The 15,997-nt window shown below is 47.1% G+C and carries 17 protein-coding genes and 3 pseudogenes; 19 read left to right on the plus strand and 1 reads right to left on the minus strand.

Going from position 1 to position 15,997, the window contains the following annotated elements; genetic code table 11:
* Positions 1-275: 275 nt before the first annotated feature.
* The 14 genes and pseudogenes from tnpA (at position 276) to FND36_05935 (ending at position 11,468) form a co-directional block, all read left to right on the plus strand.
* A pseudogene (gene tnpA / locus FND36_05870) lies at positions 276-693 on the plus strand (IS200/IS605 family transposase).
* A gap of 693 nt (positions 694-1,386) precedes the next feature.
* Positions 1,387-2,358: pseudogene (locus tag FND36_05875) on the plus strand (DUF3991 domain-containing protein).
* A 210-nt stretch (positions 2,359-2,568) separates the two neighbouring features.
* On the plus strand, positions 2,569-2,685 hold the full coding sequence (locus FND36_05880; protein QDW73605.1) for a DUF3789 domain-containing protein: 117 nt from the start codon (positions 2,569-2,571) through the stop codon (positions 2,683-2,685).
* A 93-nt stretch (positions 2,686-2,778) separates the two neighbouring features.
* Complete coding sequence (locus FND36_05885; protein ID QDW73606.1) at positions 2,779-3,747, plus strand: hypothetical protein; 969 nt, start codon at positions 2,779-2,781, stop codon at positions 3,745-3,747.
* Positions 3,744-4,094: a MobC family plasmid mobilization relaxosome protein gene (locus FND36_05890; protein ID QDW73607.1), complete on the plus strand. Its 351-nt coding sequence runs from the start codon at positions 3,744-3,746 to the stop codon at positions 4,092-4,094. The genes FND36_05885 and FND36_05890 overlap by 4 nt, the downstream gene beginning before the upstream one ends.
* A gap of 1 nt (position 4,095) precedes the next feature.
* Positions 4,096-5,541, plus strand: coding sequence for a relaxase/mobilization nuclease (locus FND36_05895; protein ID QDW73608.1), 1,446 nt, complete (start codon positions 4,096-4,098; stop codon positions 5,539-5,541).
* Positions 5,516-6,430, plus strand: coding sequence for a PcfB family protein (locus FND36_05900; protein QDW73609.1), 915 nt, complete (start codon positions 5,516-5,518; stop codon positions 6,428-6,430). The genes FND36_05895 and FND36_05900 overlap by 26 nt, the downstream gene beginning before the upstream one ends.
* 5 nt (positions 6,431-6,435) lie before the next feature.
* A pseudogene (locus tag FND36_05905) lies at positions 6,436-7,323 on the plus strand (hypothetical protein).
* Positions 7,324-7,482: 159 nt separating this feature from the next.
* Positions 7,483-7,686, plus strand: coding sequence for a hypothetical protein (locus tag FND36_05910; protein QDW73610.1), 204 nt, complete (start codon positions 7,483-7,485; stop codon positions 7,684-7,686).
* The gene (locus tag FND36_05915; GenBank protein QDW73611.1) at positions 7,673-9,496 is read left to right on the plus strand and encodes a type IV secretory system conjugative DNA transfer family protein; all 1,824 of its coding nucleotides are present in this window, start codon (positions 7,673-7,675) and stop codon (positions 9,494-9,496) included. The genes FND36_05910 and FND36_05915 overlap by 14 nt, the downstream gene beginning before the upstream one ends.
* Positions 9,480-9,821 carry a glutamyl-tRNA amidotransferase gene (locus FND36_05920; protein ID QDW73612.1) on the plus strand — a complete coding sequence of 114 codons (342 nt, stop codon included), beginning with the start codon at positions 9,480-9,482 and terminating at the stop codon, positions 9,819-9,821. The genes FND36_05915 and FND36_05920 overlap by 17 nt, the downstream gene beginning before the upstream one ends.
* Before the next feature lie 5 nt (positions 9,822-9,826).
* Positions 9,827-10,045 carry a hypothetical protein gene (locus FND36_05925; protein QDW73613.1) on the plus strand — a complete coding sequence of 73 codons (219 nt, stop codon included), beginning with the start codon at positions 9,827-9,829 and terminating at the stop codon, positions 10,043-10,045.
* A gap of 69 nt (positions 10,046-10,114) precedes the next feature.
* A complete protein-coding gene (locus tag FND36_05930) occupies positions 10,115-10,951 on the plus strand; it encodes a hypothetical protein (GenBank protein ID QDW73614.1) in 837 nt (278 codons plus the stop codon).
* A 16-nt stretch (positions 10,952-10,967) separates the two neighbouring features.
* Complete coding sequence (locus FND36_05935) at positions 10,968-11,468, plus strand: hypothetical protein (GenBank protein QDW73615.1); 501 nt, start codon at positions 10,968-10,970, stop codon at positions 11,466-11,468.
* Positions 11,469-11,517: 49 nt separating this feature from the next.
* Here FND36_05935 and FND36_05940 read toward each other — a convergent pair whose 3' ends face one another.
* Positions 11,518-11,898 carry a hypothetical protein gene (locus FND36_05940; GenBank protein QDW73616.1) on the minus strand — a complete coding sequence of 127 codons (381 nt, stop codon included), beginning with the start codon at positions 11,896-11,898 and terminating at the stop codon, positions 11,518-11,520.
* Between the two features lie 172 nt (positions 11,899-12,070).
* Between FND36_05940 and FND36_05945 the strand changes: the two genes are divergently transcribed.
* The 5 genes from FND36_05945 (at position 12,071) to FND36_05965 (ending at position 15,995) form a co-directional block, all read left to right on the plus strand.
* Positions 12,071-12,328 carry an AbrB/MazE/SpoVT family DNA-binding domain-containing protein gene (locus FND36_05945; GenBank protein ID QDW73617.1) on the plus strand — a complete coding sequence of 86 codons (258 nt, stop codon included), beginning with the start codon at positions 12,071-12,073 and terminating at the stop codon, positions 12,326-12,328.
* A 3-nt stretch (positions 12,329-12,331) separates the two neighbouring features.
* Positions 12,332-12,730, plus strand: coding sequence for a putative toxin-antitoxin system toxin component, PIN family (locus FND36_05950; GenBank protein ID QDW73618.1), 399 nt, complete (start codon positions 12,332-12,334; stop codon positions 12,728-12,730).
* A gap of 67 nt (positions 12,731-12,797) precedes the next feature.
* Complete coding sequence (locus tag FND36_05955; protein ID QDW73619.1) at positions 12,798-13,205, plus strand: PrgI family protein; 408 nt, start codon at positions 12,798-12,800, stop codon at positions 13,203-13,205.
* Positions 13,156-15,519 (plus strand): TraE family protein, encoded by a 2,364-nt coding sequence (locus FND36_05960; GenBank protein ID QDW73620.1) that lies wholly within the window; start codon positions 13,156-13,158, stop codon positions 15,517-15,519. The genes FND36_05955 and FND36_05960 overlap by 50 nt, the downstream gene beginning before the upstream one ends.
* 68 nt (positions 15,520-15,587) lie before the next feature.
* On the plus strand, positions 15,588-15,995 hold the full coding sequence (locus FND36_05965; GenBank protein QDW73621.1) for a hypothetical protein: 408 nt from the start codon (positions 15,588-15,590) through the stop codon (positions 15,993-15,995).
* Positions 15,996-15,997: the final 2 nt, after the last annotated feature.

The following is a 15,997-nucleotide window of genomic DNA, read 5'->3' on the forward strand; positions in this document are numbered from 1 at the left end:
TAGGGCTGGCGCATAGAAAAAATGTACAAAAAGGGTAAACTGTACTCTTTGTCAAAGTCCAGAAAAAGGCGTTGATTCATATTTATGTTTCAGCCTTTTTAGTATGGATTTTTACCAGTTATTAAATGAAAAGCCTAATCCCCCAGCTATGCTGGGGAGAATGGAGTAAGCAGGAGCGTGTAGGATATCGATAAAAAGCCTCCTATGCTAGAATGAGAATGGTGTCGCAAGCTAAATTCAAAATTTAGTATAGGAGGCGGTCCCAAAAGGACAATATGAGTTTATCACACGTAAAGTGGAAATGCCAATACCACATTGTTTTTATTCCGAAATATAGAAAAAGTACTATATGGAAAGTTGAAATCGGATGTAAGAGAGATTATATCTTCATTGTGTAGATATAAAGGAGTAGAGATCATAGATGGTGCAGTATGTGAGGATCATATTCATATAAGTATAGCAATTCCGCCAAAGTACAGTATTTCAAAATTTATGGGATACTTAAAAGGCAAGAGTACGTTAATGATATATGATAGGCATCCCGATTTACAGAGCAAATGGGACAAAGCGTTCTGGGCCAGAGGATATTATGTATCAACAATTGGTAGTATCACTGAAGATGCAATCAAGAAGTATATCAGAGAGCAAGCAGAAGAGTCGAGAAAGGAAGATTCAAGAAGTACCGCTTTATAAGCGGACCAGTAACAATGCTTGCGATACCCGCTCTTTTGGGCGCGCATGTAATCAGCCTTTATTAGGGCTAACCCAAACCACCACTTGAAGTGGTGGTTGTGACTTAGGTATGCTATTTATACATTGTCAATGAATCCATTAGGTGTTGCAAGCGGATAAAGGATTGATTCAAGTATTAATGCTGATATGATTGGCAATGTAGTAAATGTTGATGATGGTGGTACAGAGAATGGGGAATTCTATATTTATAAAATAAGTTGGTTGAAAGAAAACGATAGCATAAAACCTCATCGATATAGATCACAGCTTAAAGAAATAAAAAAGTATATGTATGTAATTGACTTATTTCTAAGAATATAATGAAAATACATAGCCGAGGGTTTTCAATTACGAAAATCACCCGGCTTTTTTCATGTCCATTTTCTCAAGAAATAAGAGAAAAACTGATAAAGAGTTTTAGAAACGGAGATGATTTTAGCTTTATGAAGGGATATGAGCCATGGGAAAATTATATATGTAAACAATAGAAAAGTAATTCATGGGTTCTTATGAGTCAAAAATTTTATATCATAATAGGCAATTACATAGCTGGATGGTTTTCAGGAAAAGAAGATCATCCGGCTATTTTTATGCCCGGATATATGAAAATAGTTGTGGAATATCCAATCATGGGCAGGAAAGGAGATGAAATTTATGCCTTATGTTGCGCCGGAAGTGGTGCAGAGAGTAAAACAGATCGACCTGCTGACCTATCTGAAAAACTATGAACCTTATGAGTTGGTGCATTTCTCGGGGAACACTTATACCACCAGATCCCATGACAGTTTGAAAATTTCTAACGGAAAATGGACGTGGTGGAGCAGGGGAATCGGGGGCAGGAGCGCATTGGATTATCTGATCAAAGTAAGGGGATATGACTTTGTGCAGGCGGTACAGACCATAGCAGAACAGGCGGCAATACAGCCGCCTGTTTCTATACCAGCCGAATAGAAAACAGAGAAAAAGCTGATCCTTCCAAAGCCTTACCATTCTCAGAATTATGCTGTTTTCTACCTGCAGAATCGTGGAATTGACAGGGAGATCATCCGTTATTGCATGGAAACCAAACAGATTTATGAGAGTGAGAGCTATCATAACGTGGTATTTGTGGGTAAAGATGAAAAGGGAATACCCCGTTATGCGGCTCTGCGTGGGATCGGTACAGACTTTATCGGCGAGGCATCCGGGAGTGACAAAAACTATTCGTTCTGTATTCAGTCAGAGGAAAAAAGCCATTCAGTTCATCTGTTTGAGTCAGCTATTGACTTGTTATCTTATGCTACAGAACAAAAGCTGAACGGGAAAAACTGGAGAAAGGAACACCTGCTGTCTCTCGCAGGAGTATATCAGCCAGCAAAAGAAATCGAGAAAAGCAAGGTTCCGGCAGCTCTGACACGATTTTTGAAAGAACATTCGGAGGTGGAAATGGTTGTATTTCATCTGGATAATGACCGGACGGGAAGACTTGCGACACAGGCTATAAAGACTGTTCTTCCGAAGAAATACCGGACAAAAGATGAGCCGCCAAAGCAGGGAAAAGACTGTAATGACAGCCTCTGTATCCGGCTGGGAATCCGGCAGACAAAACGACAAAAGTGTCATAGGAAAAGAAATTTGGAACGGTAGAAGGCGACAATTTTGTGGAAAAGAACAGGGATGAGAAGTGCTTTTTTCGGCAGACAATAATCCGTCGGAGGCGAAAACGGAGCATAGGCGAAGTGTGATACACAATACCAGCAAGCAACGCCTTTGGATTGCCAGAGCTTCTCTGACAACCCTCCGGCAGCTTGTCAGGGAAACATCCCTGAAACCCTTTTAGAAGAAATGGAGGTAGGAATGAAGATGATCCAGTTTATTTGCGGAACAATGGTAGGCGGTATGATCGGTGTGGCTATGATGTGTCTTATGCAGATCAACCGTCTGTATAAGCATGACAGGGAGGTAGACGAATGATACGCATGGAAATGATAAGGACAGAAAAAGAAGCTGCGGGAAACAGGCTGAAAAAATATCAGCAGACGATAAAGAGAAAGGGGGCGATACAGCATGATAGCAGTAAAAGTGTTCGCAGAGGGTGTGACACAGCAGATTAAAGATTATCTGCCAGAAGAATATCAGAACATGCAATGTACGCTTACGGAACAGCAGAAGAATAATGGCGTAGTGCTGACAGGAATTGTTCTCAATATGCCGGGACAGCATATCGCTCCAGTTGTCTATATGGAGCCTTTTTATGATCAGGTTCGCAAGGGAGAGCCTATGGATCGGATCATGAATCGTATCGCCGATGTGTGCAGACAGTCATTGTCTGTGCGGGAGCTGCCGGAAAGTCTGGATTTTACGGACTATGATTCTGTGAAGGATTATTTAACCGTGCAGGTCATCAATACAAAAGCGAATCAGCGGATGTTATCCAAAGTTCCGTATAAGCAAATGGAAGACCTGTCTGTAATCTGCCGGATTGAATTCCCTTCGCCCGCCGGGGAGGGAGTTGGGAGTGTCAAAGTAACCCATGAAATGCTGAGTCAGTGGGGAGTACGCCCGGAGGAAGTTTACCAGAAGGCGGTGGAAAATTCAGTCAAGGGCAGTCCGGCTGTACTGATGAGCATGGATGATCTGATGATGGAAATGATGGGACTTCCTTTTGAAACACAAAATCTCCTGCAGTTGGAAGAAGGGGCAGAGTTACCAAAAGAAGGTATGTATGTGCTGAGTAACCCGATAAGATTAAATGGCGCTTCTGTCCTAGCCTATCCCAATCTGCAGGAACAGTTGGAGTCCGTATTTCCACAGGGCTGTTATCTTCTTCCTTCGTCTCTCCATGAGATGATTGTCATTCCAAAAGATCTCGGCATGACACCCAAAGAAATGGGAGAGATGGTGCGTGAAGTGAATCAGAAAGAAGTAGCCCGTGATGAAATCCTGTCAGACCGGGTATATGAGTTTGACAAAGATAAACGACAGTTGCGTCAGATATCGGAATCCATAGAAAAAGCAAAGGAGATGGAGCGATGAGAAAACGAAATGTGGCAATCCTGTTCCGGCTGAACCGGAAAGAGGCGGAAGCACTGGATAAGAAAGTGAAGAAGAGTGGTCTGAGCCGGGAGGCATATCTCCGCCATCTGATCAGCGGCGTGGTTCCGAGAGACGCTCCGCCGCCGGACTATTATTCCATGATGAGAGAACTCCACCGGATCGGGAATAACTTAAATCAGATTGCACAGAAAGCACATACTTTAAATGTGATTGATGTGCAGCGGTATGATCGGGATATGCGGATGTTTGAAGATACCGTAAAGAAAATTACGGAGGCGGTCATCCTGCCAGAGTCAATGAGCAGAAAATCTGTGGAGGAAACTTAACATGGCCACCACATCCATCTGGAGTGTGAAAGGATGGTTGGGGAAAGTCGTGATCTATGTGGAGAACCCGGAAAAGACCACCACTCCAGAGATTGTGCAATTTCCGGGAGATGAAAAACAGAAGGCCGAGGAGGTGCAGAGTCTTTCTGATGTAATTGCTTATGCGGTCAATGAGGAAAAGACCAGACGGAAAGGAGAGGATGAGATTGCCAGTGAAACAGAGCAGGTTATGCAGCAGTATGTTTCCGGTGTCAACTGTACGCCCTCCACTGCCCGTAGCGAAATGATGGCAGTCAAAAAGCGGTATGGAAAAGACGAGGGAATCATGGCATTTCACGGGTATCAGTCTTTTGCTCCGGGAGAGTGTACTCCGGCAATGGCCCATGAGATCGGAGTCCATTTGGCGCAGGAATTGTGGGGAGAGCGTTTCCAAGTGTTGGTTGCTACCCATCTGGACAAAGCTCATCATCTTCACAACCACTTTGTGGTTAATTCTGTTTCCTATACAGACGGGAAACGGTATCACAGAACTCATCAAGACTACCGGGAAATGCGTTCTGTTTCTGACCGCCTTTGCCGGGAGTATGGTTTGTCCGTGATCGAACATCCTCAGCCGGGAAAGTCCAGGCATTACGGAGAGTGGCGGGCAGAGCAGGAAGGCAGGCCAACTTATCGCAGTATCGTCCGGGCGGACGTAGATGAGGCGATTATACGGGCGAGGACGGAGAAACAGTTCTTCTATTTTCTAAAGAAGAAAGGTTATTCCATCAAGTTTGGCAAAGACATCACTATCCGTCCGGAAGGACGGGATCGGGGATTGAAACTGGAACGAAACTTTGGAAAGGACTATTCTCTGGAGTCGATCCGGAGGAGAATACTGGAGGAAAAGACATCTGTTATCCCGCAGCAAGAGCGACAGTCAGAGAAAAAACGGTATGTTGTGCATGTAAGAGGAAACCTGCCGAAGAGAAAAATCGGAGGACTGCGGGGTCTGTATCTGCACTACTGTTTCCTCTTAGGTATCCTGCCGAAAGGACGTCCGTCCGTATCTCCGAAACAACTTCATTTTCTTTTACGGGAAGATTTGGCAAAACTGGAACAGATATCCAAAGAGACAAGGCTGCTTTGCCGCTGTCATATTGACACGGACGAGCAGCTTTTTTCTTATAAGGGATCTCTGCAGGAGCAGATAACTCAGTTAAGTAATGAGCGGCAGCATTTGCGGTATCAGTGCCGCAGTATTAAAGATGAGGAAAGTCTGTTGGAAATGAAAGCGGAGATTTCCAGACTGACTACCCGGATCGGGGAACTTCGAGGGGAGGTGGTGCTTTGTAACGGGATTGCCGCACGTTCCGGATTAATCCGACAGAAGATAGAAATTGTGCGGCAGGAAAATCACAAGGGAAAGGAGGAAGTAAATCATGAACACATCGGGCGAGGCCGCTGATCAAGTAGTGCGGATGTCACTGGAAGTGGGCGAGGCGGCCTTGAAGATCACAGGTGTCGGAGCGAAACAGCTTGCGGTGCTTTTATATGCGGTTCTGAAAGAACAGAAAAAGACCAAAGGCAGAGCAAGGTTAGAAACCCTTGTCCGTTCCGGGAAACCGCTGACCGTTTATTCTGTAAAAGAGAGTGATTTGAGACAATTTGTAACGGAGGCTAAGCGGTATGGGATTTTGTACTGTGCGGTGCGGAATCCGAAAGGGAGCATAGACGGGATGGTTGATGTAGTGGTCAAGGAGGAGGACGCTCCCCGGATTAACCGGATCGTGGAGAGATTCAAGTTTGCTTCTGTTACAGAGGCGGCGCAGATCAAGACTGAGATAGAAAAGAGCAGAGAAGAAAAATCCCGTGGAAAGAGCCGGGAGGTGTTCTCTGGAAAGGTAGAGCAAAATACCGGAAAGATAAAGCAGAAAGAGGAACAGTTCCAGGATCAAAAAGCGGTATCCGGGAAATCCCCGGCAGTTCCACAGCAGGAACGTCCGGAGAAGTCGCAGGAGGACAGGATCATGGAAGAACTGTTTGGGGAGCCGGTAAAGAAAGAGGGAAAGCAGCAAAACCCCTCATTGGCAAAGACAGAGAAATCCCGTCTGTCCGAGCCTATCTCCGTGAGGCCAGACAAAACCGCCGAGGGTACTTCTAAGCTGTACACCCCATCCGTACCGAAAAAGCCATCTGTGCGGAAAGAACTTAAGGAAATACAGGCAGCGAGGAAGAAAGAGGCGGAAGGGAAGGCGCAGGAAACGGTTTCAAAAGAGAAACCCAGCCGGACAAGGCAGACACAGCATACACAGCCGCAGAACCGGAAAAAACCGAGAAAATCGAAAGAGAGGTAGAGAGTATGGAGAACAACTTTGATTCCATGTTAAATGTATCGGCAGTGCCACAGGATGATAAAAAGGCGGCTTTTATTGCAGAAAGCAAAAATAACCGGAGCCGCTGCTATGAGCTGTCCGAGCAGATCACAAATGAAGTGGCTGCGGACAGCGGGAAATTTCAGCAGTATCTGGACGTACAGGCACGGTTTGACCGTTATACCGCTAACAATGCCCTGCTGATCCTGGCCCAGAGGCCGGACGCAGAACGCTTGGGAGATTATGGTTACTGGAGAGAACAGGGTGTATTTGTGAAACGTGCGGAGCGGCAGAATCCGGTTCTGATCATGGAACCGGGAAAGGAATATGAGCGGGAGGACGGGAGTATCGGCACCTATTACAATGCAAAAAAGCTGTATGATATTTCCCAGACCACCATGAGTGAGCGTCCGCAGCCGCAGACAGCAATGGATGAGAGGCTTCTGATCCGGGCACTGATCAATAATCCTCCGGCCAGTATTGTGACAGCGGAGCCGGATCAAATGCCGGAGGATAAAGGAGCAATTTTTGAACCGGAGGAAAACTGTATCTATGTGCGAAAAGGCATGAACGCACAGGAGATCTTCCAGTGCCTGACACCGGAACTGGCACTTGCCGGGTTTGCGGACGGAGATCCGGCGTATGATCGGAACGAGGACGCTTTCCATGCCTATTGTGCGTCCTATATGCTCTGCAAAAAGTATGGGATTGACACACAGGCATATGATTTCAGTTATGCTCCGGCGTTTCTGGAGGGAATGGAGCCGCAGGAAGTGCGGGCTGAACTGTCAAAGGCCCGTGAAGCTGCCAATACCATTTCTTCTCGTATGGCGAAAGTGTTTGAACAGAACCGCATGAGCCAGAGACAGCAGGAACAGGTGGGCCAGAACCTGGAAGGAGGACAGAACAGAGAGAACGGACCGGAAAGAGAGAACGGACAGAACCGAACGCATATGCAGAACCGGGAATCCGGACAGCCACGGGGAAACTGGCAACGCCGGGAGAGCGTGCAGGAGCGATAGGAGGTGTGAACATTGAGCGAGGACAGAGTTACTCTGGAACTGGATAAATATGAATGCGGTGTGATCTTCCATTCGCTGAAAGACAAACGGAACCAGATGTTAAAGGAGGAACGGCCCACGGACGCAGTGGATGACGTTCTCCTAAAAGTAATCGCAAAGCTGGAGGTGCCACCCGAAAAACCACGAAGGGGGCACAGACATCATGAAGAGCGGTAACAGGCAAAGCACATGGATCTTTGCTACCTTTGGTATTATGCCGGTGGTCTGGTTTGCCTTGTTGACAGCGCCTTATTTGTCCGGCGGTCTTATGGGAATCCTAACAGGTCTGCCGGAGGCCATGAACCATCCGTTTTCCATTGAAATCTGTAACGACAGTGTAAAAACTGTCCTTCTTTTTCTGCTTGCCTACGGACTGGGGATCGGGATTTATCTATCTACCCGGAGGAAGTATCGGAGAGGAGAGGAACATGGTTCCGCTGTGTGGGGAAACCCGCAGGAGATCAATAAGAAATATTGTGCCAAGCGGTTTGAGGACAATAAGATTATGACAAGGCATGTGCAGATCAGCTATGACATGCGGAAACACCGGAGAAATATGCTGACCTTAGTGATCGGAGGCGCAGGAGCAGGCAAGACAAGATTTTATGCGAAACCGAATCTTATGCAGGCAAACACTTCTTTTGTGGTGCTTGATCCCAAAGGGGAAAATCTCCGGGATACCGGGTATTTACTGGAAGCAAAAGGATATGACGTGCGTGTGCTGGATCTGATCAACATGGAGAAAAGCTACTGTTACAATCCTTTTGTCTATCTGAAGGATGACAATGACGTGCAGCGGCTTGTGACGAACCTGTTTAAAGCGACCACACCGAAGGGGAGCCAGAGCAATGATCCTTTCTGGGATACAGCGGCTTCCATGCTTCTTCTGGCGCTGATTTTTTATCTGAAATACGAGGCACCGGAAGAGGAGCAGAATTTCCCGATGGTCATGGAACTTCTGCGGGCCGGGGAAGTGAGGGAAGACAATGACGAATACCAATCTCCTCTGGACGAGCTGTTTGAACGTCTGGAAATGCGGGAGCCGGAGCATATCGCAGTGAAATATTATAAGGATTACCACTCCGGAAGTGCGAAAACGCTGAAATCCATCCAGATCACACTGGCGGCCAGACTGGAGAAGTTCAATCTGTCGAGCCTTGCGGCACTGACCGCCACGGACGACTTGGATCTTCCTTCCCTGGGAGAGAAGAAAGTGGCACTTTTTGCGCTGATCCCGGACAATGACACCAGCTATAACTTTCTGGTGTCGATTTTATATACCCAGTTATTCCAACAGCTTTTCTATCTGGCAGACCACAAATATGGCGGCAGGCTGCCCGTCCACGTTCATTTTCTGATGGATGAGTTCGCAAACGTCAGCCTGCCCGATGACTTCGACAAGATTCTTTCTGTCATGCGATCCAGAGAGGTCAGTGTATCTATTATTCTGCAAAATCTGGCACAGTTAAAGGCATTGTTTGAAAAGCAGTGGGAAAGTATCGTGGGTAACTGCGATGAATTTTTATATTTAGGAGGCAATGAGCAGGGAACCCACAAGTACGTCAGTGAACTGCTGGGGAAAGCTACCATAGATACGAACACTTATGGAAAGTCCACCGGACACTCCGGGAACTATTCCACCAATTATCAGATCACGGGCCGGGAACTGATGACACCGGATGAAGTGCGTATGCTGGACAACCGCTACGCACTTCTTTTTATCCGGGGAGAACGACCGGTCATGGACGAGAAATTTGATATTTTAAAACACCCGAACATTGCCCTGACCACGGACAGGAAGGGGAAACCCTACCTGCACGGAGAAGTGACGCAGGCAGTGGCGAGCATTACGCTGGGAGACAGTCTGGAGGGCGAGATCGCAGAGGCACCACCGGACACAGAAGGCTATGAACTCTTATCTGATGAGGATTTAGAGAAAATATTCAGTAAGAACGAGGAGGACTCAGACAATGAAACAGAGAGATGAGAAGAAAGAAACCCGGAAACTTCCCATGAGCCGCAGAGGAAAGCGGCTCATGGTCATCTATGCGGCGCTGGTACTGATGATGACAGCAGGAGCCACAACCGTGTTTGCAGCGGATGATCCTTTGACCGTGATCAATAACCTGTCCGAATTCATCTTTGGGCTGATCCGTGCCATTGGAATGATCCTGCTGGGATTTGGTATCGTGCAGATCGGCCTGTCCTTAAAATCCCATGATCCGTCACAGCGGGCGAATGGATTTCTGACACTGGCCGGAGGCGTGATCATTACGTTTGCACGAGAAATCTTAACACTGATTACGGGGTGATGGAAATGAAAACGTGTGAGTGCTATATCCATTCATTGAAAACAGACGGGAAAAACGTGCTTGCAAAGGCAGCTATTCTGGAACGTCTGGGCGAGAATGATTATCTGGCAGAGTATAACGGTGTGAAATGCCATGCGATATTCAACCCTATTGTGGGGAGATATTATGTGGATGATGTTTACGGTGTAATCCGGAACAAACCGCTGGAGCGGGACAGCAGATAATCAGAAACCGGGCAGAGGGGCAGGCCGGAAACGGTCTGTCCTGTTTCTGCCGGAAAGGAGGAATGTGTTTTGAGTGATAACTGGGTGGTTCAGAACCTTCAGAACGCCCTGGACACATGGAACAGCAAACTGGCGGAAATCTGGCAGATCATTACCCAGTCTCCGGAAAATTTCAAAGGGGGAGACATCTGGAACGTGATCGTCAGTATCCACGGTGCGCTGCAGGCAATCGGGTACGCCCTTCTGGTTTTGTTTTTCGTAGTAGGCGTGGTAAAGACCTGCGGAAGTTTTACGGAAGTGAAAAAGCCGGAACATGCACTGAAACTGTTTATCCGCTTTGCGCTGGCGAAAGGCGTGGTCACTTACGGACTGGAACTGATGATGGCGCTGTTCGAGATCGTGCAGGGGATAGTCAGTACCATCATGGACGCTGCCGGATTTGGGAGCGCACAGGAGACGGTACTGCCACAGGAGATCATTACCGCAGTGGAGGACTGCGGATTTTTTGAGAGTATCCCTTTGTGGGCAGTCACACTGATCGGCGGCCTGTTTGTTACGGTCTTGAGTTTTATCATGATCATGAGCGTCTACGGGCGGTTTTTCCGGCTGTATCTCTATACCGCAATAGCGCCGGTTCCCCTGTCCACCTTTGCCGGGGAGCCGACACAGAACGTGGGAAAGAGCTTTTTAAAATCCTATGCTGCAGTGTGTCTGGAGGGAGCCATCATTGTACTGGCCTGCATTATCTTCTCCGTGTTTGCGTCATCCCCGCCAGTGGTTGATCCGGAGGCAGCGGCAGTCACAATGGTGTGGAGCTATATAGCGGAACTGATCTTTAACATGCTGGTTCTGGTAGGCGCTGTGAAAATGGCAGACCGTGTGGTACGGGAGATGATGGGCCTGTAAGAAAGGAGGAGAGCCGATGACAGTCAACAGAGAAAAAATATGGCGGGCAGCTAACCGTGCCTTGAAACGGGAAGAGTTCTATCAGGAAAACAGGGAATGGGGAGAGAAAGATAACTATGAACTGATGTATGTACTTGCAAAAGGAAAGCACCCGAATCCGGATCAGATCATTGCAGTTGCGGGTATGCAATGTATTTGTTATCAGTTTTATCCCTATACACGAGATGAGCCCTGTGAGCTTTGGGGCTTTAATTACGAACGGGATCTGTTTAAACTGTTGGAATCCGGCTATGAAATCGTTGGCATGAGTATGGATTGTCATCTTGATGTGTGGAGTACCATTGAAGCATGGCAGGATGAAATCGAGACGGAGAAAGGTATGCAGAAATATCTGAAATATTGCAGGCAGAACCGTATAACGAAAGAAAAGATCGAAACAGAGACAGGGCTTTCTGGTATGATGGATGTAATGACTCTCCATCATCCGGAACGGGTGCCGAAAGAACCGGAGAGATGAAATCCGGCTGTGGCTGGAGGATAAGAAAAAGACACGGAGCCCCGTGCCTTTAGTCTACCACCTCATTGGTATCTTTGTACCGCATGTTCCCGGTACTATCAAAGTACACGGTGTCCATAGCGATTCCGTTGTTTCTGGCCCGCTTGATCTGCCAGCTCATATCTTCTTCCAGCGCCTTATAATATCTCCGGTCACGGATAGCATTTCTTAAGGAAAACAGCCAGCTTATGACGGAGAGGGCGAGCAGTCCATAAAGGATTGCAAAAGCAAGCGTCTCATGGGCTGCGGCCCACGGGTTCAGAACCGTAGCGGTCAGAAGGAAATAAAGCAGTGGCAGAGTCAGCCTTAATTTTCCCGCCAGACGGAAGACCAGAGATAAAAAGAGCAGGACAGCAGAGATACCGAGAGAGATAAAAACAGTGTATGGCATATCGAAGCCCCCTTTGCAGTTTTTTCTTTGAGTATAGCAGGAAGAGCAGAGGGAGACAAATGTGCGAATGGCCTATATTTTTCTTGAAATGCTCTTGTAAAAATGGCAGAAAGAGCATATACTATAAGCAAAGGTAAAGAAAGTAAAGAAAACCAAGAAAGGAGTGTGCGCTATGGAGATTGCTAAAATTTCAAGCAAAGGCCAGATCACGATCCCCGTATCTGTTAGGAATCGTCTGCACTTAAATACAGGAGACAAGGTGTTGATTTTAGAAGAAAACGGAAGATTTTATATTGAAAATGCGGCGAATGTAGCTTTTCAGCACGTTGAGGAAGGTTTTCGTGGCGCTGCTGCAGAGGCGGGCTTTAACAGTGAGGATGAAATGCAGGATTATATGAAAGAAATCCGGGAAGAACTCAGGAGGAAATAACCAATGAGAGTTATGCTGGATACAAATATTCTGGTTTCCCTTATCTTTTTCCCGTCTGCGGTTACCCGTGATTTTGCACGGAGAGTAGGATTTGGAAACCGGATCGTACTCTGTGATTATGTGGTGGAAGAACTTCGATTGGTAGTGGAAAGAAAATTTCCGAACCGAAAGAAGATTTTGGAACAGTTCTTCTATGAATTACCCTTTGAGCTGGTCTATACGCCAAAAGAGTTAAATGCGGAAGAATTTCCTTCTGTGAGGGATACCAAGGATTTCCCCATCCTTGCCACAGCGATCATGGAGAATGTAGATGTATTGGTAACTGGGGATAAAGATTTAAGGGTTGTAGAAATTGAATATCCGGAAATCATGACAATGAGCGAGTTCATTGAAAAATATTGATCCGGGAAGAAAATGGGCAATCGGAGACGGTTGCTCTTTTTTATGCTTTTTTGAAGGAGGTCATCATTTGGAGATTAAGATCAACCGGGAAATCCGGGAATATACGGAGGCCATGTATTTTGGCCTGTCACTCCGCCAGTTTATCTGTGCGGTTCTGGCCTGCGGCGTTGCTGTGGGCCTTTATTTTTTGCTCCGCCCGCATATGGGAATGGAAACAGTCAGTTGGGTGTGCATGTTGGGAGCAGCGCCCTTTGCGGCCATTGGCTTTATCAAATACCACGGAATGACCGCAGAGATATTTTTGTGGGTGTGGATCAAGAGCGAGATCCTCATGCCGAAATATCTGGTATTCCATCCGGAAAATTTGTATTACGAACTGGCAAAGGACGAGATCAGAAAGCAGGAAAAGGAGGCGATGGGAAAGCATGTTAAGAACACTAAAAACCGTCATGCGGCAGGACAAGGAGAAGTTTAAAATCCCGAAGAGCGTACAGCAGGCAATCCCGATCCAGACCATCTGGAAAGACGGGATCTTTCTGGTAGGGAAAAACAAGTATGCGAAGACGTATCGGTTTACGGACATCAACTTTGAGGTGGCGTCCGAGGAAGATAAGAAATCCATGTTTCTGGATTACACAAGTATTCTGAACTTTTTTGACTGCGGAGCCACGACCAAGCTGACGATCATTATCCGCAGACTGAACAAGGAGGAGCTGAAAGAGGCTGTCTTTATCCCCATGCAGGAGGACGGACTGGACAAGTACCGGAAGGAAGTCAACGACATGCTCATGGAAAAGACCGTGGGAGCCAATGGCATGATCCGGGAATTGTATGTGACGATTTCCGTGTACCGGAAGAACGTGGAGGACGCAAGGAACTATTTTCTGCGTACCGGAAACGGGCTGATCTCTCATTTCAGCAACCTGGGTTCTAAGTGCGAGGAACTGGACGCACAGGAAAAACTTCATGTGCTGCACAGTTTTTACCGGGCCGGAGAAGAAAGTCATTTCTCTTTTGATATGAAAACGTCCGCAAAACTGGGCCACAGCTTTAAAGATTATATCTGTCCGGACACGATGGAGTTTGAAAAGGACTACTTCAAAGTAGGGGAACGGTATGGAAGGGTGCTGTATCTGAAAGACTATGCTTCTTATATCTCAGACACTATGGTATCGGAGTTTGCCGACATCAACCAGAACATGATGATCAGCATTGATATTATCCCGATCCCTACAGACGAGGCGGTCAATGAGGCACAGAACCGTCTGCTGGGTGTAGAGACGAATATCACGAACTGGCAGAGGCGGCAGAACGCCAACCAGAACTTTTCCGCTACAGTTCCCTATGATATGGAATTGCAGAAGGAGGAAAGCAGGGAATTTCTGCGGGATCTGACTACAAGGGATCAGCGGATGATGGTAGCTGTCGTGACTTTAATGCACATGGCCGGAGATAAGAAACAGTTGGACGCAGATACCAGCACGATCCTGTCCGTGGCCAGAAATAAGATGTGTCAGATGGCAGTGCTGAAATTTCAGCAGATGGACGGAATGAATACTGCACTCCCGATTGGAGTGAGAAAGATTGACAGCATGAGGACGCTGACCACAGAAAGTCTTGGCAGTCTGATTCCCTTCCGGACACAGGAAGTCATGGACAAAGGCGGGATCTACTGCGGAATCAATGCGATCTCCCACAATCTGATCTTGGTAAACCGTGGACTTTTGCTCAATCCGTCCGCTTTTATCTTAGGCGTACCCGGAAGCGGCAAATCCATGTTGACAAAATTATTTGTGTTGTTAATTATTCTCACAACGTCAAAAGATCAGGTGCTGATCTACGATCCGGAAGGGGAATATGAACCTCTGGTGCAGGCGCTGGGCGGCGTGAGCCTGCCAATCTGTGCCGGAAGTGATATTCACTTAAATGCTATGGATATGGTAAAAGGCTATGGCGATAAAAACCCGATTGTGGACAAATCCCAGTTCGTCCTCTCCCTGTATGAGCGGATCACGGATGACCGCTATATTATCGGACCGAAGGAAAAGAGTATCCTTGACCGCTGCGTGGAGCGTGTGTATTCCAAAAAACGCCAGTACGAAATCCCGACCTTTTTTACGTTACGCCGGGTACTGCAGGAGCAGGATGAGCCGGAGGCAAAAGATCTGGCTCTGATGTTGGAACTGTTCACGGACGGTACGCTGAACAACTTTTCCCATCCCACCAACATTGAGACGGAAAACCGTCTGATCAGCTTTAATACACGGGGCATGGTGGAAGATATGAAAGATCTGGGGCAGCTTGTGATCACTGACCACATGATCAACCGGGTATCCCAGAACTGGGAGAACGGTGTGAGAACCCATATCTTTCTGGATGAGTTCCACACGCTGTTGCAGCATAAGTACAGCGCGAATTTTTTCGACAGTGCTTACCGGCGGTTCCGTAAGAGAAACGCATGGACGACCAGTCTGACGCAGAACGTGGAGTATGTGCTGGATTCACTGACCGCAAGGACAATGCTCTCCAACTCGGAATTTATTGTCATGCTGAATCAGTCTGCTTCTGACCGGGAGCAGTTGGCAGAACTTCTCCATATTTCCGGGGAACAGATGAAGTATATTACAAATGCCAGAGCCGGAAATGGCCTTGCGAGGATCGGCAGCGCCCTGGTTCCGTTCTATAATCAGATGAGTAAAAATTCTGAGATCTACAAGCTGATGTCCACAAAACCAGAGGATTTTGAGAAAACGTGGGGCAGTCCGGTAGACGGTATTCCAGAGTCATAATACAATCATTTTTAGCAGTCTGTGAGGAAAGAAATTTCCCGCAGGCTGTTTGTATATGGAGGGATCATATGAAAACAATTCGATTTGAATCAAAGGAACACGAAAATTTCTTTTATTCCATGATCAAGAGAACCGGGAACACAGACAGTTATCATCAGGCGTTTTTCTATTGCGTGGGGATTTCCGATACCACCAGAAGAAACGTGGAGCGGATTTTTGACTTTAAACAGGGGCATATCAAACCAGCGGGCTTGCATGAAGGATGGCAGACAGGCGGTTCCATCCGTCTGACAAGGCTTGCCTTCAATCTCTGGAACGGCTACACAGAGAAGGGAGACGAGCAGATGTCCACTCCGTATGAGATTTTTGACTGCGGGTATGCACCTTACTTTTTTGAGGCGATCCGGTTGAAATATCCGGATTACTGCCGGGAACTGCCTGCCATGAAACCGCAGAACGCACAGAGAGAACGATAGGA

Source organism: Lachnospiraceae bacterium KGMB03038, assembly GCA_007361935.1.
Lineage (GTDB): Bacteria > Bacillota > Clostridia > Lachnospirales > Lachnospiraceae > Massilistercora.